This is a genomic window from Cytobacillus sp. EB106-05-05-XG126 (assembly GCF_058791715.1).
The window spans coordinates 1-24,043 of record NZ_JBYTDU010000005.1 but is presented as its reverse complement, the minus strand read 5'-3'; the positions used below and the strand labels follow the sequence as shown (position 1 = coordinate 24,043).

The following is a 24,043-nucleotide window of genomic DNA, read 5'->3' as shown; positions in this document are numbered from 1 at the left end:
GTGGAGAAAAGTCTCCATCCTTTTTAAAAAGATAAGAAAGTATAATTTTAACTTCGAAAAATGTTTAGCTCCAGCGCCTGCCCCGCTCGAGGTAAGGCCCCGGGACAAGGAAGGCTTTGTCAGCATAAACATCGCACGACCGAAAGCGGTAGCTTTTGGGAGGACGTGGCGTTCTTAGTCTGCGTTCCTTCGTGGCCAAGGCGCTTGCGCTTTTCTTATTCCGCATTTTCAGCACTATGTGCAAGTCTGCTCGAAGCGGCTGCAGCGATAGCTCCTACAATATCATCAAGGAAGGTGTGGCATCTGCCTGAACTCTTATCGTTCAGATCCTTCAAAATGCCCGGCTTCAATTTATCGATATACCCGAAATTGGTAAATCCGATGGAACCATATACGTTTACTATGGATAAGGCCAGTACTTCATCTGCACCATATAATCCTTCATCTGTAGCGATAATCGATTGCAGCGGTTCCAGGAGTTTCTTTTCCTCGGCCAGCATATCCAGCTGAATTCCTGTCAAAATGGCGTTTTGCACTTCTCTTTTTGATAAAACACGCTCTACATTGTGAATGCAGTCCTTCATCTGCAAATCGGGGTGATATTTCTCCTGGAGGAAGAACACCAAATCAGCTATATCCTGTATTTCGACCCCTCTTTCATGTAGCCATTTACGTGCTGTCTGTTCTGTAAGATTAACTGCTTTTTTTTCTTCATTCATTGGCTTCACCTTTTCTGGTTTATAAGTGATTACGGTAACTTCATCAGGCCTTTAAAAGACCTGTGCTGTTTACTTTTAGATTCTTTTCACTATGTATATACCCTTTTTTTATCAAATATGCCCACTGCCGCTCAAACGGAAAAAATTCATTTTCTATATCATTTCCATGGTGCACAGTCTTATCCAAGAAAACAACAAGTTTTAAAGTCTTCTATCATATATATCCCTTAAAGATCTTTTTAACTTGAGGTGGTTTAATGTTTAGAATGCTTTTGAAAGAACAATTTGGCATAGAAGCAGAAGATACACTCAGAATCGGAAAATATGATGCATGCCGTAAGCAGGGGCATCTTTATTTACTTGTGCCTGCTGGGCATACAGATGAAGAAGAGCTTGATGAACTGGACCGAATGGCAGAACACCTGTCCAATAGCGGAGATAGAAATATAAGCACTTTTTTGAAAACGAAGGAAGGCAAGCAGTCCATTGACTGGAATGATAGCCGTTTTTGCATTTTAGTTAATCTGCATACCATGAGCAGGAAGCAGAATCAGTTTGGCCGAAAGCTGGCAAAGTTCCATCATAGAGGCAGGAGTATTTCTTTTCCTGTGAAAAAAACGAGCAGAATCGGGCAATGGAAACTGCTTTGGGAACAGCGGCTTGACCAAATGGAAAAGGTATGGAATGAGATGCTATTCCAAAAACCCGAAAATGACTTTGAGAGAATGTTTTTAGAGTCATTTCCATACTATATGGGGCTGGCGGAAAATTCAATACAGTATCTTGTGGATACAGAGCTTGACGATGAACCCGGTATGGCAGACAGCGGAACCGTTTGTCATATTAGATTGACTTCTTCCACCTGGGGAGACAATTATTATATGAAAAATCCATTTGACTGGGTATTTGATCACTCGTCGAGAGATTTGGCGGAATGGACAAGGGAAAAATACTTCCATAATATCAAAACGTATCAGCCGGAACTCCGCCAATTTTTATCGGAATATCAAAGTGTTGGAGGATTATCCTCTTTTTCATGGCGGTTATACTACGCCCGTCTATTGTTTCCCCTCCATTATTTTGAAACAGTAGAAAATTATTATGGCGCCGACTCTGAACAGCAGAAGCTGGTGCTTCAGGAGCGCCTGCAGAAATATCTCTGGCAGTCTGACGACCATGAGCGCTTTCTGGGAGGGTTTTTCGAATTTGCGGAAGTTCCGATCAAAAAACTAAGGATTCCTCTGGTGAATTGGATTAAGAGCTGAAAAAAGGCAGGGAATTCCCTCTTTCTTGGCGAAAGGAACAGTAAGCTGAGAATGTGAAAAGGGGATATTTCAATGAAACCATATGTATTTATCAGCAGGAAGCTTCCTGAGAATGTTATCGCCATATTAAAAGAAAAATACATTGTTGAAATGTGGGATCGGGAAGATATGCCGGTTCCTTACGATGTATTTCTGCAAGAAGCCGAAAAGGCGGATGCCCTTCTAACCATGCTGTCAGAGCAGGTAAATGAGGAAGTTCTGAAAGCGGGAGAGAAGCTGAAGGTTGTTGCCAATATGGCTGTCGGCTATGATAATGTGGACGTTGAAACAGCAAAGAGGCTGGGAATTACAGTGACCAACACTCCAGAGGTATTAAATGATTCAACCGCCGACCTGACATTTGCACTTGTGCTTGCTGCTGCCCGGAGAATGGTGGAGGCTGCGGAGTTTGTAAAGAAAGGCGATTGGAAGAGCTGGAGCCCGCTCCTTTTGGCCGGCCAGGATGTGCACCATAAAACAATCGGGATTGTGGGAATGGGGAATATCGGTAAAACAGTGGCAAAGCGTGCCGCAGGATTTGATATGGAAATCCTGTATCACAATCGCTCGAGGAAGCTGGATGCAGAACAGGAACTGGGAGCTCAGTACGTTAGCTTTGATGAGCTGCTCGAACGGTCAGATTTTGTTGTCTGTCTGACACCATTGACAGAAGAAACAAGAAATCTATTTAACCGAAATGCCTTCCGGAAGATGAAAAACCATGCTGTTTTTGTGAATGCCTCCAGAGGACCGGTAGTAAATGAACATGATTTATATGAAGCACTGAAGGCAGGTGAAATTGCGGCTGCAGGATTGGATGTTTTTGCGGAAGAGCCAATCGGCGCCGGACATCCGCTGTTAGAGCTGAAAAATGTGGTGGCCATGCCCCATATCGGAAGTGCAAGCATAGAAACGCGCTATAGGATGATGCAGCTGTGTGTGGAAAATATTGATCTTGTTCTTTCGGAAAAAAAACCGAAAACACCGGTGCAATAGAAGTGATGAAGGCATCCATAATGGGTGCCTTTATTGATGGATAAAAAAATTTTAAAAAATTAAAGCGCAATAAACCAGTATGTTAAGCGCTTCCACGTATTATTTTCGGAAAATTGCCTATTGTAAAAATCACTCTTGCCCCCTATAATGTCTACTATACAAATACAAATGTACTTACATAGTGAACACTTTAAGGGGGAGCTAGCGTGGAATCAATCTCAATCGGTTTATTAGGGCTAGGAACAGTTGGATCGGGTGTCGTGCAAATCATTGAGAAACATCAGGATAAGCTTATGCACCAGGTCGGCTGTCCGGTTGTTGTAAAGAAAGTTCTTGTTAAAGATGTAAATAAAGACAGAGCCGTAAAAGTGGACAGGAATTTGCTGACACTTAATCCTGAAGACATTTTAAATGATGCTGATATAGATGTAGTGATTGAAGTAATGGGCGGCATAGAAGAAACCAGAAACCATTTAAAGAAAGCTTTGGATAATGGCAAGCATGTGGTGACGGCAAATAAGGATTTAATGGCTGTTTATGGACCTGAATTGCTGGCTGCTGCTGCTCAAAACGGGTGTGATCTCTTTTATGAGGCAAGTGTTGCCGGCGGCATTCCCATCTTAAGAGGGCTGGTAGATGGTTTGGCTTCTGATAGAATTACAAAAATGATGGGAATTGTGAATGGGACAACGAACTTTATTTTGACTAAAATGAGCAAGAATGGGAGCGCTTATGAGGACGTCCTGAAAGAAGCTCAGGAGCTGGGATATGCGGAAAGCGACCCGACTGCAGATGTGGAGGGCCTTGATGCAGCAAGGAAAATGGCAATCCTGTCTACACTGGGTTTTTCCATGAATATTGACCTTGATGATGTAAAGGTTAAAGGCATTACGGATATTACGGAAGAAGACCTGCAGTACGGCAAGCAGCTTGGGTACATCATGAAGCTGATCGGAATTGCCCATCGGGAGGGGGAGAAGGTGGAAGTAAGTGTCCAGCCGACATTGCTTTCCGAGTCTCATCCTCTTGCATCGGTTCAGGATGAATACAATGCAGTATATGTTTACGGTGAAGCGGTAGGGGAAACGATGTTCTACGGGCCTGGGGCAGGGAGTCTGCCTACAGCTACAGCTGTGGTATCGGATCTTGTTGGGGTCATGAAAAATATGCGTCTTGGCGTCAACGGAAAAAGCGCGGCAGTTCCTCAATATGATAAAAAATTAAAAGATGCAGATGAAATTTATTCGAAGTATTTCTTAAGAATGCATGTAAAAGATGAAGTAGGGACATTTGCCAACATCACATCCATTTTTTCAGAGCATCATGTCAGCTTCGAGAAAATCCTGCAGCTTCCTTTAAAAGAAAAAGGGCTTGCTGAGATTGTGCTGGTTACCCACCAGGCATCCCTTCAGGATTATGAGGATATTTTAGTAAGCTTAAGAGATTTGCCGGCAGTTCAATCAATCAAAAGTTCGTATCGTGTGGAAGGGAGCGCCAGAGTATGAGATGGGAAGGCCTCATAAAGACATATAAAGACTATTTGCCAGTTAGTGAAAATACACCAATGCTTACTTTAAATGAGGGAAATACCCCCCTGATCAGGCTGGATAAACTTTCAAGGGACTGGGGCATTGACCTTTATGTAAAAACGGAAGGAGCAAATCCTACCGGGTCATTTAAAGACAGAGGCATGGTTATGGCTGTTGCAAAGGCGAAAGAAGAAGGAAGCGATGCCATCATCTGTGCCTCCACCGGCAATACCTCTGCAGCTGCGGCGGCATATGCAGCAAGAGCCGGCATGAGATGTGTGGTTGTCATCCCTGAAGGAAAAATCGCCATGGGGAAACTTGCACAGGCTGTTATGTATGGAGCGGAAGTCGTATCTATTGAGGGCAACTTTGACCAGGCACTGGCAATGGTGCGGAAGATAAGCGAAACAGAACCTATTACTCTAGTAAACTCAGTTAATCCATATCGTCTGGAAGGCCAGAAGACAGCGGCCTTTGAAATCTGCGACCAGCTTGGAGGCGCTCCGGATATCCTGGCCCTGCCTGTGGGCAATGCCGGCAATATTTCTGCCTATTGGAAAGGATTTAAAGAATACCATGAAGTGCGCGGCACTGGCCTTCCAAAACTACACGGAGTACAGGCTGAAGGTGCAGCGGCTATCGTTCATAACCGGGTGTTTGAAAATCCCGAAACGATCGCCACAGCCATCCGAATCGGAAATCCTGCGAGCTGGCATTTAGCCAATGCAGCATTGTCAGAATCAAATGGAAAAATTGATGAAGTCAGCGACGAAGAGATCCTGTGCATGTACCGTAAACTTGCTTCATCTGAAGGCATTTTTGCTGAGCCGGCTTCATGTGCTTCACTTGCGGGAGTATATAAACAGCTTCGCAATGGAGAGATTCCCCATAAAACAAAAGTGGTGGCCATCCTGACTGGGAACGGACTGAAGGATCCTAATACAGCTATTGATTGCAGCCCTGTTAAGCCTGTTTTGCTGCCTAATGATGAAAAAGCAGTTGCGGACCATATCAAGGGAGCCGTTCACATATGAGCGAAGGTGAAATGGTTGTCATTAAAGTACCCGGCAGCACGGCAAATCTCGGGCCAGGCTTCGACTCGATTGGCCTTGCCTTAAATTTATATTTGACGCTTGAAGCAGAGAAGGCAGACAAGTTTGAAATGATTCCTTTATCAGAGCCGCTAAGCATCTATCCATCTGATGAATCCAATTTTATTTTTCAAGTTGCAATGGAAACCGCGAAGAAGTATGGTAGCGAGCTTCCGGGATGCAAAGTCCGCATTTCGAGCGATATCCCTCTCACAAGGGGACTTGGGTCAAGCGCTGCAGCCATTGTAGCGGGAATCGAATTGGCTGATGTGCTTTGCGGACTCCAGCTGACACAGTACGAGAAGCTTGAACTGTCATCAAGAATGGAGGGCCATCCTGATAACGCAGGTGCCTCCCTTCTCGGAGGCCTCGTTATTGGCTGCCTGTCAGAGGAAGAGGTATCTGTTCAAAGTATTAAAACTATAGAATTTGATGTTATAGCAGTGGTTCCGAAAAACGAGCTCCTCACAAAGGAATCCAGAGGTGTTCTGCCTTCAGAATGGTCCTTTAGGGAAGCTGTCCAGGCAGGCGCAGTTGGAAATGTCATGGTAGCAGCCTTGCTTAGCGGGAATTACACCCTCGCAGGCAAGATGATGAGCGGAGACTTATTCCATCATCCTTACCGAAAGAAAATGGTTCCGCATTTGGAAGTCATTGAAAAAGCAGCACCTGGGCTCGGAGCATTTGGAGTTGCCTTAAGCGGTGCAGGGCCGGCAGTTCTCTGCCTGGCTGAGACAGGAGGTGCTCCCGCGGTGGCAGAAGGGCTTCGGAGGCTGCTCCCGGACATGGAAATCATGCCCCTTAAAATTGATCAGGAAGGCTGCACGGTTTTAAAAAAAAGCTTAGCTGAGCTGGAGATAGGCCATACAATATAAAAAAAGCGATGTCATGCAGACATCGCTTTTTGCAAAGGAAAAATTAAAAAACTTGTTCTACTTCGACTACACCAGGTACTTCTTCCAAAAGAGCGCGCTCAATACCAGCTTTCAATGTAATCGTTGAACTTGGGCAGCTGCCGCATGCACCAAGAAGGCGCAATTTAACGATGCCATCTTCAATATCCACTAATTCACAGTCCCCGCCATCGCGAAGAAGGAATGGGCGCAATTTATCTAATACTTCCTGAACTTGTTCAGTCATAGTTGTTTGTTCTGCCATGTGAAATCGACTCCTTTCCATACATTTATTATAATCAAATCAGTCTTAAAAATCTATTCAAAGAACGTAATTTCCACTCATTAGGAGAATATTTTTATCGCAGTCTAACGGACAGTAAGATTCCCACTTCAAGGTTCAAAGGAATCAAAGGAGGATAAGTGGGGTCAAACTGCCCGTAAAGGCCCGATTGGTTCAACTAACAATCAGTGGGGGATAAGGAACCCCCCCACTGATTGAAGTTTCACTTTATTAGGCAGCTCATTGTTAATGTTGTAAAATGGAGGGAAGAACAAGTTTTGCATAGGGGGAGAGAAGAGTGAAAAAAGAGATTGAAATCACTGTTTATGGGGCGGAGCAGCTTTGTCCAAGCTGTGTGAACCTGCCATCATCCAAGGAAACTTATGAATGGCTGGAGGCAGCACTATCCCGGAAATTTGCCAATCAGCCTTTTAAAATCGTGTATGTTGACATTCATAATCCACCCGAAGAAGAGGACAAAAAAGAATTCGCTCTTAAAGTGATAGAGGAAGATATGTTTTACCCTGTTGTCCTGATTGAGGATGAGATTGTCGGTGAAGGCAATCCAAAATTAAAAACGATCTATGCGAAAATGGAAAAGTATGGTTATCAGACAGTTTAATAAAAAATGAGCATCCAAACGGATGCTCATTTTATTTCTTAACCGTTATGGTATTTATACATCCAAAGTATTCCGGATTTCAGCAGGCGGGCGACGCGGCCTGTGATAGGACGTTCTGCAACCAGACCGAAACCGTGCTTTTTGCCCAGTGATCCAAGAACTCCTTTAAGCTTGATAACTGGCAATGTTTCAGGAAGCTCCTCGCCTTTCCAGCGTTTCAATAGTATTTGAACGATTTGCTCTGCCTGCCCTTCTGCAAGCTGTGCACTTGGTGCATGCGGAAGGCTCGCACAATCTCCTACCACATATACATGTTCATTCCCGGGAATATTGTGATGCTTGGTTAAGACTACTCGTCCTTGCGGGTCCTTCTCCACATTCATATCCCGAACCACTTTGGTCGGCTGGATGCCGGCGGTCCATACGATGGCATCACAGTGGATGGCTTCGTCATGATTATAAAGGGTTTTTTCTTCTACTTTTGTGATATTCGATTGGTTAATGATTTCAACATTATGCTCCAAAAACCAATTTTCAACATAGGTGCTCAATCTTTCGGAGAAGGCGGAAAGTATATGCTTCCCTCTATCAAATAATTTGACTTTCAAATCCGGACGGCTTTCATTTAATTCAGAAGCCAGTTCCACTCCGCTTAATCCTGCACCGACGATTCCAACAACAGAGCCTGGTGATAGATTATTTAAAGCTTCATATGTTCTTCGGGATTTCTCAATTGTCTGTATGCTATATGTGTGAATGTCAGCTCCCGGAACATTATGGTACTTATCTTCACATCCAAGCCCAATGATTATATCGTCATATGAAACAGGATCTTCTCCCTGAAGATATACCTTGTTTTCCTCGATGCTGATTTTTGTCACTTCACCGTATTTAATGGTCAATCTTTGGTGTTCAGGGAAGGATACACGCACATGCTGGTCAGAAATGGTGCCGGCAGCAAGAGCATAATATTCAGTTTTTAAACAATGATAAGGCACACGATCTATTAGAGTAATAGAGACATCATCGGGAAGCTGGTTAGGCAAAAGTCGGGCAAGCGCCCTCATACCTCCATAGCCTCCGCCAAGTATCACAAGATTTTTCATAGTATATTTCCCCTTTATGTCCGTACTGATTGCTGTTACCGAACCTAAATATAACCGTTATTAGTTATCTTGAAAAATAAATAAATGATATTATTAACCTCAAACCCATAAAAAGTATAACGAAATTGTGACAAAATCACAACACAAATCAGCAGGAAACTTGACAATAAACGACATGAAGTGGTAATTATGCATACTTATAAGAAATATTAATGAAATCACTTTCTTGCAGAATTCGGGTAAAAAAGGTAGCATTAACAGGGTAGAGAGGTGAAAGATGTGATTAAGCCAATCATCGAATTTTGCATCAGCAATTTGGCCAGCGGCTCTCAAAAAGCGCTTGAACAGCTGGAAAAGGATTATGATCTGGATGTCATAGAATATGGCTGTCTTGGGTATTGCGGCAAATGTGCAAGCACTCTTTTTGCGCTTGTGAACGGAGAAGTGGTAACAGGAGAAACACCAGATGAACTGGTTGAAAATATATATCAATATCTGGATGAAAATCCGATGTTTTAATATAGAAAAGGAGCGATTAAATTTCGCTCCTTTTCTTATTCCTTAATTTGCTGCAGTTTTTTGGTCCTGTCTCATTTCATACCAGCGTTCTCTGGCCATTTCAATTAATTTGGGTTCAGTGGAGCGGTTTTGCAGCTCAATTACTTTTGAGAAATATTTAACAGCCTGTTCTGCCTGATGTGTCCTTCGGGATAGCTCCCCGATCAGATAAAAAATCCTCGTTTCTGAAATAGATGATCCTTTAAAATCATCTGACATATAAGACTCCAGATATTCCTTTAGAGAAAGCTTCAAAAAGCGCTGTTCCTGAATATCATTCTTCATATTGCGGTAAAGCCAGGCAAGTCTGACTTGTAAACCAGCCATAATAATATGCTTCTCCCTTTTTAAAGTCCCGCAATATAAAGCCAGCTTATAGGTGTTGACAGCAACAATGATGGATCGCTCCTGGCCATAATCCTGGGGAATCCAGGCACTCGCAACTTTAGAATGTATCAAATCAAGGGCTCCCGGCGGGAAATAAGGAGAAAAATCCTCGGATTCTGAGTAGCCGCAATGCGGGCAGGTATGAATATGATATAAAAGAGGGTTCATGCTTTCATCAGAATAGTTAGGGCAGAAATCACTGTCATAATCAGCTGCTTTTACAAATCTGGAGCGGAGTTTTTTAGTGGTGAAACTCTGTCTGCAGACTCTGCATTCGCATTTTTTATCATAAGTAGGCTTTAATTGCTGCATAGAATGGCACCTCCGAGGATAATGATTAAGACTATTATACCGTTTTTGCTGATTTTATGAGTATAAAGAACTATTAAGTGGGTTGTGTCAGAAAAAAATTAGAAAAAGTAAAAGCCTCTTAAGTTGAGCACATACCTTTTACTGTATATACTATGTTTATAGAAGTATCCTTACATGACAGGAGGGAATAACATGGAAAAAGTTGTGGATATAACAGAAGCAGCAGCTTTGCATATAAAAGAAATGATGAAACAAAATGAGGAAGAAGATGCATTTTTGCGTGTAGCCGTTAAAGGAGGCGGGTGCAGCGGGCTTTCTTATGGAATGGGGTTTGCACACGAAGCCGAGGAAGGTGATATCCAGTCCGAGCACTATGGAATTCAGGTTCTTGTCAGCAAGGAAGACGCACCTATCTTAAATGGCACAAAAATTGATTATAAACAATCCATGATGGGCGGCGGATTCACAATCGACAATCCCAATGCCATTGCAAACTGCGGCTGCGGATCCTCTTTCCGTACCGCTTCAAATACTGGTACACCGGAAGAGTGCTAAAATAAAATCTGCCATAACGCATCAAAAAAGGACGGTCCCGAACGGGCCGTCCTTTTCTTATCTTATTTGCCAAACATGGAAGAACTATGCATTGGCTGTACTTTCGCTTTTGGATCAATGTAGGATTTTGCGTGATTAACGGCAGTTGGCGCTTCACCGAAACCGCAGGCAATAAGCTTGACCTTCCCGTCGTATGTGCAGATATCGCCGGCAGCATAGATGCCTTCGATGTTTGTTTCCATTCGGGAGTTAACAACGATGGAGTTCTTCTCGATATCAAGGCCCCATTCTTTAATTGGGCCAAGTGAGGAAACGAATCCGTAGTTAACGATCACTGCATCAACATCAAATACCTCTTTCTCCTTTGAAGTCACACCTTCAAGTACGACTTGGCTGATTGCTTCACTGTCACCAATAAGCTCAGCTGGAACATAAGGTGTTTTAATTTCAACTTTAGAGTTCTGCAGATTTTCTACACTGTGCTCATGTGCGCGGAATTTATCGCGGCGATGAACAATCGTCACTTTCTCAGCGATAGGCTCAAGCATTAATGCCCAGTCTACTGCGGAATCCCCTCCGCCGAAAACAACTACTTTTTTGCCGGCGAATTTATTTAAATCATCAATAAAGTAATGAAGGTTTTTACCTTCGTATTGAACTGCACTCTCAAGTTCAAGACGGCGGGGCTGGAAAGCGCCATTGCCGGCAGTGATAATAATAGTTTTTGAATAATGTACTTCTTTATTGGTTGTAAGCTTGAATGTTCCATCAGCTTGCTTCTCTAACTTTTCAACCGATTGCTCAAGTGATACAGTAGGCTCGAATTTAGCCATTTGTTCCTTAAGGTTATCAATCAATTCCTGGGCCCGGACTTTCGGGAAGCCGGCAACATCGTATATGTATTTTTCAGGATAAAGAGCAGATAACTGTCCCCCAAGCTGCGGCAAGCTTTCAATAATTTTTACTGATGCTTGTCTCATACCCCCGTAGAAAGCAGTGAATAAACCAGTTGGCCCCCCGCCAATGATGGTTATGTCATACACTTTTTGATCTTCTTTCATGCATATCCCCCCACGTATGTATTGAAATTCCACTCTTTATTTTAACATAAATCGTTTAAAACCTCACGAATGGAGATAAATATTATGAATGATTGGAATATTTCGAGTGGAATACATGAAAATAAAAACACGTATATTTTTTAAATTTTTCCTAAAATTTTTAAGTTTTTCGTCTATTTTTTTGGGGTTGAAAAACCCTATGAAGTAGAATAAGATTAATGGAGGAATAATGTTAATATTTTATGACAATTTTATTGAGTTTTTTTGAACTAGTTCGTGAATAAAATCACAAAGTTTTTTTATGTTTTTGGCTATAAAAAATATAAAGCAGTGGAAGATAAGAAAACATTAGAAAATACTTAAAAAAGGTGGAAGTGATACACTTGAGAAAGCCAAAGATTGTAATCCTCGGTGGAGGCTACGGCGGTTTGATGGTTGCAACCCGTTTGCAGAAATCTGTAGGAACAAACGAAGCGGAAATCGTTTTAGTGAACAAGAATGACTACCATTATGAAACAACATGGCTGCACGAGGCATCAGCCGGAACACTTCATCATGATCGTGTACGCTATGATATAAAAGATGTTATTGACCGCAACAAAGTTGAATTCGTTCAGGGCACTGCTCTTGAAATTAAAGCAGAAGAAAAGAAAGTCATTTTGGAAAACGGCGAAATTGACTATGATTATCTGGTTGTTTCACTTGGAGCTGAGCCGGAGACATTCGGTATCAAAGGACTTAAGGAACATGCATTTTCGATTGTCAATGTCAATGCTGCACGTCAAATCCGCGAGCATATCGAATACCAATTTGCTACTTATAATACAGACGCCGAGAAAAAAGATGAGCGCCTGACAATTGTTGTCGGCGGTGCAGGCTTCACTGGCATTGAATTCCTTGGAGAGTTGGCAAACCGTGTTCCAGAGCTTTGCAAAGAATACGATGTGGACTACCATAAAGTGAAAATCATTTGTGTGGAAGCAGCTCCAATGGTTCTTCCAGGCTTTGATCCGGAGCTTGTTAATTACGCTGTATCCCACTTGGAGAAAAAAGGCGTACAATTCATGATCGGAACAGCTATTAAAGAAGCTACTCCTGAAGGGATCATCGTTGGCAAGGGAGAAGATGAAGTAGAAGAAATCAAAGCTGCAACAGTTGTCTGGGCTGCAGGTGTACGCGGAAATTCTATTATTGAAAAATCCGGCATTGAAGCAATGCGCGGCCGTGTAAAAGTTCAGCCTGATTTGCGCGCTCCTGGCCATGATAATATGTTTATCATCGGAGACTGCTCATTAATCATCAATGAGGAAATTAACCGTCCATACCCTCCTACTGCCCAAATTGCTATGCAGCAGGGTGAAGTATGTGCAAGAAACATTACTGCTTTAATCCGTAATAAAACTGATCTTGAAACGTTTACACCGGATATTAAAGGTACTGTATGTTCTCTGGGCGAACATGATGCCATCGGTGTGGCATTCGGAAAGAAAATGGTTGGAACTAAAGCTTCATTCATGAAGAAGATGATCGATAACCGTGCACTTTACATGGTTGGCGGACCATCTCTTGTATTGAAGAAAGGTAAATTCAACGTTCTTTAATTAATCAGCTATCATTTATATATGGGGATGGACTCTAAAGTCTGTCCCTTTTTTTAATGGTGATTTTTTCGTGATAAAATGACGTAAAAGGGGGTGTGTGAATGGGAGTCGAACATAAAAGGGGAAAGGTGTGGCTTGCGGTTTCCGGGCTTGTTATTTCACCTGAAGGCAACTGGCTTGTTGTTAAAAAGAAATATGGAGGGCTTAAAGGCAAATGGTCTCTGCCCGCAGGGTTTGTGGAACCAGGCGAAACGGCTGATGAAGCTGCAGTCCGGGAAATAGAAGAGGAAACCGGGATAAAATGTACAGTGAAAGGCCTGCTTGGATTGCGTACAGGTGTCATAAAAGGAGAAGTCAGTGATAATATGATTTTGTTTTTGCTTGAAGCTGAGCCTGAACAATCATTAAAAGTTCAGGAAAGCGAACTACTCGATGTACAGTATCGCAATCCGAAAGAACTTGCAGATGATCCGGATGCATCAGTTCTTTTAAAATACATATTGGATACTTCGGATTCGTCCATCAAACCTTTAATTAACGGCATTAATCCCGGGGATACTTTCGGCTATACAGCTTATAAAGTATTTTTATAATTTTCTGAAATTTAGAGAATGAACGAGAAATCAGAAGTAAATAATGCTTGTATGCGTTTCCAACGATAGTTTTTCATGAAATATGGAGCTTTTCATTTATTCAAATCCTTGGTATATTATCAGAAAATTCAGTTACGAAAATCCAAAAGGAGATGAATGAAATGACAGCTAAGAAATATGAAAACAAAGAGTGTATGTATTGTTCCGGTAAAGGGTATTTTCAATTACTATTAGGCGGATCTGAAACCTGCAGCTGCTGCGGCGGTACAGGAAAGAAAAAGGAATAAAGTGAAACTTCAATCAGTGGGGGGCTTTATCCCCCACTGATTGTTAGTTGAGGCCCACAGGACAAGGAAGGCTTCGTCAGCATGAGCATCGCACGACCAAATGCGACAGCTTTTGGGAGGATGTGGCGTTCTTAGTCTTTGTCCTTCTTTCGGGTCTTTACATTATAAAGCGAGGCGACTTGCCCAGGGGTGACAAGCGAGCCCCTAGGAGCCGCAGCTAGATTGGGCAGTTTCCCCCCACTTTCCTTTGATTCCTTGAGTCATGAAGTGGGGTCTTACTGCCAGTTAGACTGTGATAAAGTCAAACTTCGCGAGCAGCGAAGTTTTTCTTTTCATAGCGGGTGTACTGACACACCCGCTTTTCTTGTTGACTCCCCAATCCACAATAAAGTAAACTAATTATTGATGTGTTAAGGGAGGAAACAAGTTCATGCAAATGACGATTTTCGTTTTGCCTATTTCGATGCTTCTGTTTTTTGTGCTGTTTTTTGGAATAGGTTTTATATTAAATATGCTATTAAGAATGTCTTGGATTATGGCTATTATTTATCCCGTAATTGCCATTTTTATCATTGATAAAGTTCGTTTCATTGAGTATTTTCAAAAACCGGAGGAATCGTTTTCCAGTCTTGGAGTAGAAATGTCCAGCCTCGCTTTGGCGGACATCCTTATACTCAGCAGCGGAATGGCAGGCGCCATTGTTGCCGGAATCACGATTAGACTGCTCCGTAAAAAAGGATATCGGATGTTTTAAATTAGTGATGAAATCTCTGCCGGGTGTGGGGATTTTTTATTTTTTTTGATTAGTGTGATCAAATCGGGCAAGCCTATGGTATTACTGGCTTTATCCTGTCTGTAATCGGCTGATGGAAGCCTTGCTTTCCCATAAGTTATGAATATTTCTCTCGAAGAAGGGAAATGACTAACTTTGGGAGGAGTGTAAAAGATGAACATAATTACAAAATGGATGAAACGTACAGTAATGTCTGCCTTATTTATAGGTGCATTATTGACAACTTTCCATTCGATTTCCGGGGTGGAAGCAAGATCAATTGTACAGCTGCAGCAAAATGCTGAACAAGCTGGCAAAGATGGAAATTCAAATTTTGAACATACATTAAAATCGGTTGGCGTAGCATTTAAGTTTTTGAAGCAGGCCGTGAGCCTGGAACCGAAGATTTCTGCGAGTGAAGCTGTCGCAATTGAACAGGCGCCGACACTGGAGGAATCAATTGACTGGTCGCAGTATCAGAAAAAACAAGTAATTGCTACCGGATATACAGCTTTTTACGAGTCGACAGGAAAAAATCCCGATCATCCGTCCTTTGGCATTACATACTCAGGTGTTAAAGTTAAAAGGGACTTATACTCTACAGTCGCAGCAGATTTAAATGTTTTTCCGATTGGGACGATCCTGTTTATTCCTGATTATGGGTATGGTGTTGTAGCCGATAAAGGCGGTGCCATTAAGGGGAATAAATTGGATCTCTATTATGAAACGGTTGATGATGTTTATAATAATTGGGGAAAGAAAACGCTCGATGTTTACATTGTTGAAATGGGCGATGGAACCCTTACGGAAGAAGATTTAAGGTTACTGAATGAAAATGAAGCCATGCAGGTTTTCAGACAGCAATATATCAAATCTGAGAAAAAATAAACAGAAGACAGGCAAATCCGCAATGAACGGATTTGCCTTTTTATATTATCAAACAGAAAATGCCTGCGGATGAATCTTTTCTGCTAATTTTATGGCGCCTTCAATCAGCCGCGGTGAAGGCCTGCAATACAGTTCTTCTTCCAAAACCAGGATTCTTTCCTGTTTTACTGCTCCCATTTCACTCCAGCCTGGACGATTCAGGACAATCTCCGGATTCACCTTTTCTCTTCTGACACCGACCCAGGCGAGACAGATATAATCCGGCTGCCGATTCAGGACATCCTCCCAATCAGTCTGGACACTTGCAAGCTCAACATCAGCAAATAAATTCCGTCCACCGGCTATTTCACTGATTTCCGTCAGCCAATTGACCTTGCCAGGAGTAAACACAGGCTTTGGCCACCATTCCCAATAGAGGCTTGGTTTTTTTTCAATCCTGCTTGAGATGTGCTTAAGTTCCTCTATTTTCTCCGTAAACTGTTTAGCCGCCAAAATCCCTCTCTCAGGCATCCCGATTTTTTCAGCAGTAAAAACCAGGTCATTTGCAATATCTGCGAGGCTTTGGGGATTTAAGACAATATGGGGAATCTGCCTTTTTTCAAGCTCTGCTACATTCTTTTCCATGCCGGGTACACTCAGGGAGGCAAGCACAAGGTCCGGTTGCAGTTCCTCCACTTTATCCATGTTAATAGACAAGTCAGGACCCAGCCTGGGCAGATTGGAAATTTGCTCCGGCCAATCCGAATAATCGTCCACGCCGGCAAGCATATCAGTAAATCCCAAGTATTCCACTAATTCAGTATTGCTTGGGCATAAGGAAAGGATTTTCATTTACATCACAACCTTTAGGAAAATAAATAATGAAGCCCTAAAGTTAATAAAATTCCAGTCAGGCCCCCAAAGAGTACTTCTATCGGCTTATGGCCCAGCAGCTCCTTCAATTCTTTCTGTTTTTCCTGACCAGCTTTTTTCTGCCATGTCTTTGCTTCTTCAACGAATTTATTGAAGTCGGCAACAAGCTGGTTTAATACAATCGCCTGTTCCCCGGCCTGACGCCGCACTCCCGTAGCATCAAACATAGTGATAATGGCAAAAACGGCAGAAACAGCGAAAACAGCAGAGTCCATTCCGGTTTCAAGTGCCACCCCGGTTGAAAGGGCAGTTACTGCAGCTGAGTGTGAGCTTGGCATTCCGCCTGTACTGGTTAAAAGGGACCAATCCACTCTTCGGGTGGCAATAAATTGAATGGGCACTTTTACAAATTGGGCAAAGAAGATGGCTGCCAAAGCAGACCATAGGGGGAAATTTGTCAATAATTCCATGTGAGACCACCTTTGGGTTGTATGATACTCCATCTTTGAATTCTATTCTGCTTTCTGAAGTTGAATCGTGTTCGGACTCTGAGTTTTTTTGCACTTTTTGTGTCCGAAGTTGAAATGGGTTCGGACTGTGACTAGCTCATTTCTACACTTTGTGTCTGAAGTTGAGCCATGTTCGGACTGTGACTAGCTCATTTCTACACTTTGTGTCTGAAGTTGAGCCATGTTCGGACTGTGACTAGCTCATTTCTACACTTTGTGTCTGAAGTTGAGCCATGTTCGGACTCTGACCAGCTCAATTCAGCAATTTGTGTCCGAAGTTGAGCCATGTTCGGACTGTGACTAGCTCATTTCTACACTTTGTGTCTGAAGTTAAGTCATGTTCGGACTCTGACCAGCTCAATTCAGCAATTTGTGTCCGAAGTTGAAATGGGTTCGGACTCTGACCAGCTCAATTCAGCAATTTGTGTCTGAAGTTGAGCCATGTTCGGACTCTGACCAGCTCAATTCTGCACTTTGTGTCGAAGTTGAGCCATGTTCGGACTGTGACCAGCTTATTTCTGCATTTTTTGTCTGAAGTAAAAACAGGCTCGGACCCTGACCAGCTCATTTCAGCTTTCTGTGTTCGAAGCTATACCTGGCTCTGACTCTGCAGATTCAGGAACTTCGTAATGTTATACTAACTAATATTCTCCAACAGATTGTTCCTTCCTGCAAGAGGGTCTGCTTTAAGTTTTTGTTAAACCGCGCTTTTTTTGAAAATATGCTGTTGCTGTCAGGGAAAGCAAAAGAATCCATTCAAAAGCATTCACGGCAGCGGCACTCTCAACTGGAATATCGATTGCGCTTCCGATAATCATCAAGACGGAACCCGCAAAAAACCAGAACCATCCTTGTTTGTGCCAAATAAATACAGATGCTGCCAGCAATACGGCGGAAATGATCAGCACCATTATCGGAGGGCCGCCCTTTGCCTCTGCGTTTGAATAGCTTAGAACTCCATATTCCCATTTCGCTTCAAGTTCAAGGCCGAAAACCTCGGTGAAAATCTCCAGAAGAATCAATCCGGCAGTGAGCAGGTATGCAGCCCCTTTTAGTGTATCTGTTTTTGCCCAATCAATATCAGCTTGTTTTAAAGTATGCCAGGAATATAGAACAAGCAGCGGTGTAAAAAAGGCATGAATCCAGAATCGTGCATAATTCATTAGCTTTAGAGTATTGCCTTCCCCGATCAAACTACCAGCAGCAAGAATTCCATTGTCGTAAATCAATCCGAGAATTACAGGCAGCAGGAAGGCAGCACTAACAGGGCCGCTGTTCTTTACAATGAGAATGGCCCATATAAATAGCAGGATATACCCGGCTGTGAAAGCGGCAAATAATAGAGGATCCATTACATTCTCCTTTCTGTCTCTATTTTCTTTACCCAATAATTAATGATTATATTTAATCTCTTTTCTTTTTGTTAGGCTGTTTTCACAGTTTGTTGCTTGATTGATATATATTATTTGCTGAGTTGATTGGAGCGGAAGGTGCGAGACTCCGGCGGGAGTAGCGGGACAGGTGAGACCCCGCAGACGCGCAGCGTCGAGGAGGCTCACCGCCCGCCCCGCGGTTCGCTGAGCATCCTGGAGCGGAAATCAACGGGCCACATTTCTGTTGAAAGAAACGATTTATACGAAAAGAGCTTTTTGTTAAAATGATCAGTACAGGATCCGGAAAATGGAGTGATTTCATGGAAGATTATCCTCTTGAATACTATGAATTCTTTGTCAGTTTCAATGAAGGTGATTATTACACCTGCCATGATCTTCTTGAAGAAATGTGGATGACTGATAAAGGCAATTTGTTTTTAAAAGGCCTGCTTCAAATGAGTGTCAGCATTTATCACTATGAGTATGGCAATGTCAAAGGTGCAAGGCTAATGATGGAGGCTGCACATGAATATTTACAGGCATACAGACCCGGACATTGGGGGTTGGATCTTGAGCATGTGTACGCTTTTATTGAAGAATGCCTCTCTATATTTCCGAAAGATATCGACCGGCTTCCATTTGATAAGGTCGGTATTCTTCCTAAATTACCTCAGCTGGTACTGTATCTGAAGGATTAACAAAGCAGAAATTAGATAGTCGAAATAATTCAATATTTTCGATATAATAAAGAGATAAATAGATTATGGGGGTGCCAGTATGTTTTCTGTTAAGAAAGAATTTGACGTTTCAGCCGATCAGGAATGCCTGATTGTTGGTGTTTTTGATAAACCAGCCAGGTTTGAGGGAATACTTGCCCGTGCAGATGAACATTTTGAGGGCCATTTGACAGAACTTGTGAAGAGCGGCGATATTTCTGCTAAGAAGAAAGCGATTGCAAAAATACATACTTTTGGAAAAATTGGGGCCAAACGATTTATTACAGTGGGTCTTGGAAAAGAAAAAGAATTCAGCTTTGAAGGTTTGCGTGAAGCTTTAGGAAAGGCATTCAAGGAAGTGAAATCGTCCAAGCTTCAAAATGCCGGTGTTTGTCTTGATACTTTTATTGGCGGTAATGTAGATGCACTGGATGCAGCACATGCACTAAGCGAGGCGTTTGCCCTTTCCACCTATAAGTTTGAAGATTACAAACAGAAATCAAATGAACCGGAAAAGGAAATTGAGAGTATTACCGTTTATTGTGAAGCTGCAGATGAAGAAGATGTAAAGGCTTCCCTTACAGTTGGATATGCCCACGGGAAAGGAACGAACTCAGCCCGCACATTAGTCAATCTGCCAGGCAATATGCTGACTGCCACCGATTTGGCAAATTACTCATCTGAACTGGCATGGAGATACGGGTTTGAAGTAGAAATCCTGGAAAAGGAAGACATGCTTAAGCTTGGCATGGGTGCTCTTTTGGCGGTTAACCAGGGTTCGGCAGAGCCTCCTAAGATGATTGTCTTAAAATATCAGGGCAAGGAAGAATGGAAGGATGTTATCGGCCTCGTCGGCAAAGGAATCACCTTCGATACAGGAGGCTATTCCATTAAGCCGAAGGACGGCATAGTCGGCATGAAATCCGATATGGGCGGTGCAGCGGCAGTACTTGGCGCAATGGAAGTCATCGGCGAACTGAAGCCTGAACAAAATGTTGTCGCAGTCATTCCTTCTACAGATAATATGGTGAGCGGAACCGCGTTTAAGCCGGATGATGTCCTCACCTCCATGAGCGGAAAAACCATTGAAGTCCTCAACACGGATGCAGAAGGACGTCTGGCACTTGCTGATGCAGTAACATATGCGAAGCACCATGGAGCAGACTACCTGGTGGATGTCGCAACCCTGACTGGCGGTGTCATTGTTGCACTGGGGGAAGAAACAACAGGTGCATTAACCAATAATGAAGAGTGGTTTGAGCAGGTGCTGGAAGCCTCCTATGAAGCTGGCGAACCAATCTGGCGACTGCCTCTTTTTGAAAAAGATAAAGAAAGAATCAGAAGCAGCAAAATTGCAGATCTGAACAATTCACCCGGACGTGCCGGCCATGCGATCATGGGCGGAGGTTTTGTTGGTGAATTTGCCGAAGACACACCATGGGTGCACCTCGATATTGCAGGTACAGCCACTACAGGAAAAAGCCATGATCTTGGACCAGACGGCGCGACAGGCGTAATGGTGCGTACATTGGCATTGCTGGTTGAAAGATTTGAAACAAAATAAAAGTGAAATCAGAACTCCGGAGCAATCCGGAGTTTTTTTATTCTAGTAAAAATCCTTAGCGGCCGGCTTATCCAAAATAACATCCGTCTGGCGGAAACTCCCATCTCGAATCGGCTTAAAATTATTGACATAAAAAGCACTAGTATGATAATTTAATACATGTGTTTTAGTTCTCTACCGATTTAGCATACTAAAGTAAAAGTGAAACAATGAATAGAAAGAGGGTTGCATCATGAATGCAGTTATACTTGCAGTTTTGATCATGCTTGTTCTCAGTCTTCTGCGCGTCAATGTGGTTCTTGCTCTTGTGGCAGGTGCATTGGCAGGCGGGCTCGCAGGCGGATTAAGTATAGATAAAACAATTGAAGTTTTTTCAAATGGACTTGGAGGCAGTGCAGAGGTTGCATTGAGTTATGCGTTATTGGGCGGATTTGCCTTGGCCATTTCCGCAACGGGGCTTCCGAATCTATTAGTGGAATGGGTCCTTGACAAGGTTGGAAAAGACGGGGAGTCCAAAGGGAAAACATTATCAAAGGCACTCATCATATTTTCTATATTATTAATGTCTATTTTTTCCCAAAACTTAATTCCCATTCATATCGCGTTTATTCCCATTTTAATTCCGCCATTATTAAAGGTTATGAATGAGCTGCAAATAGACCGGCGCCTGATCGCGTCTGTACTGACATTTGGTTTAACGGCTCCGTATATTTTGCTTCCTGCAGGCTTTGGCCAGATATTCCAAGGAATACTTGCAGAAAATATGGAGAACAGCGGGCTGGCAGTGGAAATGGCTGACATCCCGAAGGCTATGCTTATTCCAGTAGCTGGTATGGCTGCCGGTCTTTTGGCTGCATTATTTGTTTATCGTAAAAAGAGAGATTATCGTCCATCAGACTTAATTGAGAGGGAAAAAGGCAATTACTCCAAAAAGGGCATTATTTTTTCACTCATTGCAATTGCGGCAGCTCTCATCGTTCAGCTTCAGCTTGATTCGATGATCTTTGGGGCGCTGACAGGTATTATAGTTATTTATATCAGCGGTGCAATTAAATGGAACGAGGCAGATCAGCTTTTAACTGAAGGTATGAAGATGATGGCATTCATTGGATTTGTTATGCTGGCTGCATTCGGATTTGCTGATGTATTAAAAGAAACAGGCGATGTCGATAGCCTTGTTGCACAGGCGGCTGAGGTAATTGGCAATAATAAATCACTTGCAGCCTTGCTGATGCTTCTTGTCGGCTTACTTGTTACAATGGGGATTGGATCTTCATTTTCCACCATTCCGATTATTGCAACTATATTTGTGCCGCTTGCACTAGAGGTTGGCTTCAGTCCGATGGCAACGATTGCTCTAGTGGGAACAGCCGCAGCTCTTGGAGATGCCGGTTCTCCTGCTTCAGACAGTACATTGGGGCCAACAGCAGGCTTGAATGCAGATGGACAGCACAACCACATCTGGGATACATGTGTGCCAACATTCCTGCACTACAATATTCCGCTCATCCTGTTTGGATGGCTGGCGGCAATGGTCTTATAATCGTAAGCAGCTTCCCGGAAGGGGGCTGCTTTCTCATTTTTTCAGGAAATTATAAAATCGCGATTTGTATATAACTCTGTGGAAGAATTTATCTACGTCTAGCTTCAGAGCCTACCCCCTCGAGGTCACAAGCCTGTCTTGTTTCGGCTCCTAGGGACTCGGGGTCATAAGCCGTTTCCTTTCAGAAGGAAAAACTCCTTCTTACAGGAACCGTCTTATGCCTGTCGTCCCTGGGCAGTCGCCTCCACATTTCGGGCAATCCTCCCAAAAAGGCAAAGAACGCCTTTCTGGAAGGCTCGCCTTGTGCTTGAGGCCCCCAGGACAAGGCAGGCTTCGACAGCATAAACATCGCACGACCGAAAGCGACAGCTTTTGGGAGGATGGGGGTCATGCAGACGTTGCCACAGGACGTGGCGCTTTTAGTCTGCGTCTATCGTGGGCAAGGTGCTTCCGCTTTTGTTTTGTTATCAGCCCGTAAAGTAGGGTACGATAAAAGAAATGGAACGGAGGTGGCTTCAGTGTATTTTGGGAAAATCAGAAAACAGACCTCAGACCGGGTACCGCCCAATCAAAATGTGACGACTGCCTTTCCTGTATTGCATTACGGAAATGTTCCGTACTATAAGGATATGAGGGAATGGAACCTGCAAATATTTGGAGAAGTGGATAAGGAATTATCCTTTTCGCATGAGGAGATAATGAACCTTCCTCAGACTCTGTACAAAAATGATATCCACTGTGTCACGGGCTGGTCAAAGCTTGATAATGTCTGGGAGGGAGTCTCCGCCGCAGAAATTGCCAGGCTGGCAGGCGTAAAAGAAACAGCACAATTTGTGATTCTTCATGCGGAAGAGGGCTGGTCCACGAACCTTCCCATTAAGGATTATCTAAAAAGCACCAGTCTGCTGGCACATACCCATAACGGTGAGCCCCTTACTCCCGAGCACGGATTTCCGCTGCGGGCCGTGATTCCGCATCTGTATTTCTGGAAAAGTGCAAAGTGGATTAGAGGCGTCGAGTTCTCTAAAACCGACAAGCCTGGTTTTTGGGAGAAAAACGGCTATCACAACTATGGAGACCCCTTTCGTGAACAGCGGTTTAGCTGGGATGATTAATAAGAATAAAAGCGTTGCATACGCTTTTATTCTTATTAAAATCCGAACAGCATTGTGAAAATATTTCTCTTTTTTAATTTCTTCCTGGGCTTCTCCTGATCAAAAACCAGAAGGGTATCAGAAGGGATGTCCCGATTTTTAACAGCTGTCCTGGCTTCAAGAGCCTCAATTCGTTTAAGCAGGCGTGCATTTTCTTTCTGCAGTTCCTCTATTTCGCTGCGGTGCTGAAGCAGCTGATAAGACACCACATCATCTGCTTTTCCATTCAGCCGCTTCTCAAGCTCGCTGATTTTTAAATATATTTTCTCTATTGCCGGAGCGGCAGCTGCTTCTACATGAACCGTACCCTTTCTCGTCTTTTTTCCCTTTACAGTGACGTCCTGCAATATTATCCCCTGATTAAGCTGATCCTGCACCTGTTTTAGCAGGCTAATGTCGTCTTCCGTAAATAAGTAATGACCCAATTCATTTCGTTCCGTGCGGAGTTCCAGTTGTTTAACCCATCGCTGAATAGTGCTTGGTGAAACCCCTAATAATTTAGCAGCAGCACTTGTATTCATACTGATCCCCTCCCGTTTTCACAAGGAATTCTACCCGTTTAACGTGAAGTCCTTCCCGGCTGACAAAACAAGTTTTCTTTCGCTAAAGAAAGTGCGGATTTTACATTTTTTTTATCGCAGTCTAACGGGCAGTAAGACCCCCACTTCAAGACTCAGAGGAATCAAAGGAGGATAAGAGGGGGTCAAACTGCCCAATCTAGCTGCGGCTCCTAGGGGCTCGAGGTCATAAGCCAATCAGCTGATGGGAAGAAAAG

At 43.1% G+C, this 24,043-nt stretch carries 25 protein-coding genes and 1 pseudogene; 17 read left to right on the top strand and 9 right to left on the bottom strand.

What is annotated here, in order from left to right; genetic code table 11:
- Nucleotides 1–215: 215 nt before the first annotated feature.
- Entirely contained in the window at nucleotides 216–719 is a 504-nt protein-coding gene (locus AC3WTL_RS16015) for a phosphatidylglycerophosphatase A family protein (protein WP_048011984.1), read from the bottom strand.
- Nucleotides 720–976: 257 nt separating this feature from the next.
- Between AC3WTL_RS16015 and yutH the strand changes: the two genes are divergently transcribed.
- The 5 genes from yutH to thrB all read left to right on the top strand — a co-directional run bounded on the left by yutH (nucleotide 977) and on the right by thrB (nucleotide 6,514).
- The gene (gene yutH / locus AC3WTL_RS16010; protein ID WP_222499125.1) at nucleotides 977–1,984 is read left to right on the top strand and encodes a spore coat putative kinase YutH; all 1,008 of its coding nucleotides are present in this window, start codon (nucleotides 977–979) and stop codon (nucleotides 1,982–1,984) included.
- A 72-nt stretch (nucleotides 1,985–2,056) separates the two neighbouring features.
- Nucleotides 2,057–3,019 (top strand): 2-hydroxyacid dehydrogenase, encoded by a 963-nt coding sequence (locus AC3WTL_RS16005; protein ID WP_222499127.1) that lies wholly within the window; start codon nucleotides 2,057–2,059, stop codon nucleotides 3,017–3,019.
- A 206-nt stretch (nucleotides 3,020–3,225) separates the two neighbouring features.
- A complete protein-coding gene (locus AC3WTL_RS16000; RefSeq protein WP_252219668.1) occupies nucleotides 3,226–4,524 on the top strand; it encodes a homoserine dehydrogenase in 1,299 nt (432 codons plus the stop codon).
- Nucleotides 4,521–5,582 (top strand): threonine synthase, encoded by a 1,062-nt coding sequence (gene thrC / locus AC3WTL_RS15995; protein ID WP_222499131.1) that lies wholly within the window; start codon nucleotides 4,521–4,523, stop codon nucleotides 5,580–5,582. The genes AC3WTL_RS16000 and thrC overlap by 4 nt, the downstream gene beginning before the upstream one ends.
- Nucleotides 5,579–6,514 carry a homoserine kinase gene (gene thrB / locus AC3WTL_RS15990; protein WP_222499133.1) on the top strand — a complete coding sequence of 312 codons (936 nt, stop codon included), beginning with the start codon at nucleotides 5,579–5,581 and terminating at the stop codon, nucleotides 6,512–6,514. Before thrC ends, thrB begins: the two co-directional genes overlap by 4 nt.
- A gap of 43 nt (nucleotides 6,515–6,557) precedes the next feature.
- Here thrB and AC3WTL_RS15985 read toward each other — a convergent pair.
- Nucleotides 6,558–6,779, bottom strand: a pseudogene (locus tag AC3WTL_RS15985) (NifU family protein); the annotation flags it as partial.
- Nucleotides 6,780–7,113: 334 nt separating this feature from the next.
- On the opposite strand from AC3WTL_RS15985, the gene AC3WTL_RS15980 reads away from it, so the two are divergent.
- Nucleotides 7,114–7,437, top strand: a complete 324-nt coding sequence (locus AC3WTL_RS15980; RefSeq protein WP_222499135.1) for a YuzD family protein — start codon at nucleotides 7,114–7,116, stop codon at nucleotides 7,435–7,437.
- A 38-nt stretch (nucleotides 7,438–7,475) separates the two neighbouring features.
- On the opposite strand, the gene AC3WTL_RS15975 is transcribed toward AC3WTL_RS15980, so the two are convergent.
- Nucleotides 7,476–8,543 carry an NAD(P)/FAD-dependent oxidoreductase gene (locus AC3WTL_RS15975; protein ID WP_163142605.1) on the bottom strand — a complete coding sequence of 356 codons (1,068 nt, stop codon included), beginning with the start codon at nucleotides 8,541–8,543 and terminating at the stop codon, nucleotides 7,476–7,478.
- A gap of 279 nt (nucleotides 8,544–8,822) precedes the next feature.
- Between AC3WTL_RS15975 and AC3WTL_RS15970 the strand changes: the two genes are divergently transcribed.
- Nucleotides 8,823–9,062, top strand: coding sequence for a YuzB family protein (locus tag AC3WTL_RS15970; RefSeq protein ID WP_035331977.1), 240 nt, complete (start codon nucleotides 8,823–8,825; stop codon nucleotides 9,060–9,062).
- A gap of 42 nt (nucleotides 9,063–9,104) precedes the next feature.
- Here the strand turns inward: AC3WTL_RS15970 and AC3WTL_RS15965 are convergent, their stop codons facing one another.
- Nucleotides 9,105–9,800 (bottom strand): DUF2225 domain-containing protein, encoded by a 696-nt coding sequence (locus AC3WTL_RS15965; RefSeq protein ID WP_197246766.1) that lies wholly within the window; start codon nucleotides 9,798–9,800, stop codon nucleotides 9,105–9,107.
- Between the two features lie 192 nt (nucleotides 9,801–9,992).
- On the opposite strand from AC3WTL_RS15965, the gene AC3WTL_RS15960 reads away from it, so the two are divergent.
- Nucleotides 9,993–10,355 (top strand): HesB/IscA family protein, encoded by a 363-nt coding sequence (locus AC3WTL_RS15960; RefSeq protein ID WP_048010921.1) that lies wholly within the window; start codon nucleotides 9,993–9,995, stop codon nucleotides 10,353–10,355.
- Between the two features lie 62 nt (nucleotides 10,356–10,417).
- On the opposite strand, the gene AC3WTL_RS15955 is transcribed toward AC3WTL_RS15960, so the two are convergent.
- The gene (locus tag AC3WTL_RS15955; RefSeq protein ID WP_048010922.1) at nucleotides 10,418–11,416 is read right to left on the bottom strand and encodes an NAD(P)/FAD-dependent oxidoreductase; all 999 of its coding nucleotides are present in this window, start codon (nucleotides 11,414–11,416) and stop codon (nucleotides 10,418–10,420) included.
- A 383-nt stretch (nucleotides 11,417–11,799) separates the two neighbouring features.
- Between AC3WTL_RS15955 and AC3WTL_RS15950 the strand changes: the two genes are divergently transcribed.
- From AC3WTL_RS15950 to spsC, 5 genes are all read left to right on the top strand, one after another.
- A complete protein-coding gene (locus tag AC3WTL_RS15950) occupies nucleotides 11,800–13,017 on the top strand; it encodes an NAD(P)/FAD-dependent oxidoreductase (protein ID WP_048010923.1) in 1,218 nt (405 codons plus the stop codon).
- Between the two features lie 101 nt (nucleotides 13,018–13,118).
- Nucleotides 13,119–13,610, top strand: a complete 492-nt coding sequence (locus tag AC3WTL_RS15945) for an NUDIX domain-containing protein (protein WP_222499137.1) — start codon at nucleotides 13,119–13,121, stop codon at nucleotides 13,608–13,610.
- A gap of 161 nt (nucleotides 13,611–13,771) precedes the next feature.
- The gene (locus tag AC3WTL_RS15940) at nucleotides 13,772–13,897 is read left to right on the top strand and encodes a YuiA family protein (protein ID WP_159867914.1); all 126 of its coding nucleotides are present in this window, start codon (nucleotides 13,772–13,774) and stop codon (nucleotides 13,895–13,897) included.
- A gap of 430 nt (nucleotides 13,898–14,327) precedes the next feature.
- The gene (locus AC3WTL_RS15935; RefSeq protein ID WP_048009796.1) at nucleotides 14,328–14,651 is read left to right on the top strand and encodes a YuiB family protein; all 324 of its coding nucleotides are present in this window, start codon (nucleotides 14,328–14,330) and stop codon (nucleotides 14,649–14,651) included.
- A gap of 192 nt (nucleotides 14,652–14,843) precedes the next feature.
- Complete coding sequence (gene spsC, locus AC3WTL_RS15930) at nucleotides 14,844–15,557, top strand: stationary phase survival protein SpsC (RefSeq protein ID WP_048009797.1); 714 nt, start codon at nucleotides 14,844–14,846, stop codon at nucleotides 15,555–15,557.
- Between the two features lie 48 nt (nucleotides 15,558–15,605).
- On the opposite strand, the gene AC3WTL_RS15925 is transcribed toward spsC, so the two are convergent.
- The 3 genes from AC3WTL_RS15925 to AC3WTL_RS15915 all read right to left on the bottom strand — a co-directional run bounded on the left by AC3WTL_RS15925 (nucleotide 15,606) and on the right by AC3WTL_RS15915 (nucleotide 18,270).
- Nucleotides 15,606–16,388, bottom strand: a complete 783-nt coding sequence (locus AC3WTL_RS15925; protein ID WP_222499140.1) for a cobalamin-binding protein — start codon at nucleotides 16,386–16,388, stop codon at nucleotides 15,606–15,608.
- 14 nt (nucleotides 16,389–16,402) lie between these two features.
- Nucleotides 16,403–16,879, bottom strand: a complete 477-nt coding sequence (locus tag AC3WTL_RS15920) for a divergent PAP2 family protein (RefSeq protein ID WP_035331991.1) — start codon at nucleotides 16,877–16,879, stop codon at nucleotides 16,403–16,405.
- Between the two features lie 725 nt (nucleotides 16,880–17,604).
- On the bottom strand, nucleotides 17,605–18,270 hold the full coding sequence (locus AC3WTL_RS15915; RefSeq protein WP_492369746.1) for a hypothetical protein: 666 nt from the start codon (nucleotides 18,268–18,270) through the stop codon (nucleotides 17,605–17,607).
- A 341-nt stretch (nucleotides 18,271–18,611) separates the two neighbouring features.
- Here AC3WTL_RS15915 and AC3WTL_RS15910 point away from each other — a divergent pair, with 341 nt between their 5' ends.
- The 4 genes from AC3WTL_RS15910 (at nucleotide 18,612) to AC3WTL_RS15895 (ending at nucleotide 23,229) form a co-directional block, all read left to right on the top strand.
- Nucleotides 18,612–18,989: a DUF309 domain-containing protein gene (locus AC3WTL_RS15910; RefSeq protein WP_197205237.1), complete on the top strand. Its 378-nt coding sequence runs from the start codon at nucleotides 18,612–18,614 to the stop codon at nucleotides 18,987–18,989.
- A gap of 79 nt (nucleotides 18,990–19,068) precedes the next feature.
- Nucleotides 19,069–20,571 carry a leucyl aminopeptidase gene (locus AC3WTL_RS15905; protein ID WP_222499144.1) on the top strand — a complete coding sequence of 501 codons (1,503 nt, stop codon included), beginning with the start codon at nucleotides 19,069–19,071 and terminating at the stop codon, nucleotides 20,569–20,571.
- Between the two features lie 232 nt (nucleotides 20,572–20,803).
- A complete protein-coding gene (locus tag AC3WTL_RS15900; RefSeq protein WP_222499146.1) occupies nucleotides 20,804–22,114 on the top strand; it encodes a Na+/H+ antiporter family protein in 1,311 nt (436 codons plus the stop codon).
- A gap of 518 nt (nucleotides 22,115–22,632) precedes the next feature.
- A complete protein-coding gene (locus AC3WTL_RS15895) occupies nucleotides 22,633–23,229 on the top strand; it encodes a sulfite oxidase-like oxidoreductase (RefSeq protein ID WP_197218651.1) in 597 nt (198 codons plus the stop codon).
- 35 nt (nucleotides 23,230–23,264) lie between these two features.
- On the opposite strand, the gene AC3WTL_RS15890 is transcribed toward AC3WTL_RS15895, so the two are convergent.
- On the bottom strand, nucleotides 23,265–23,789 hold the full coding sequence (locus AC3WTL_RS15890) for a MerR family transcriptional regulator (RefSeq protein ID WP_197249309.1): 525 nt from the start codon (nucleotides 23,787–23,789) through the stop codon (nucleotides 23,265–23,267).
- Between the last annotated feature and the right edge of the window lie 254 nt (nucleotides 23,790–24,043).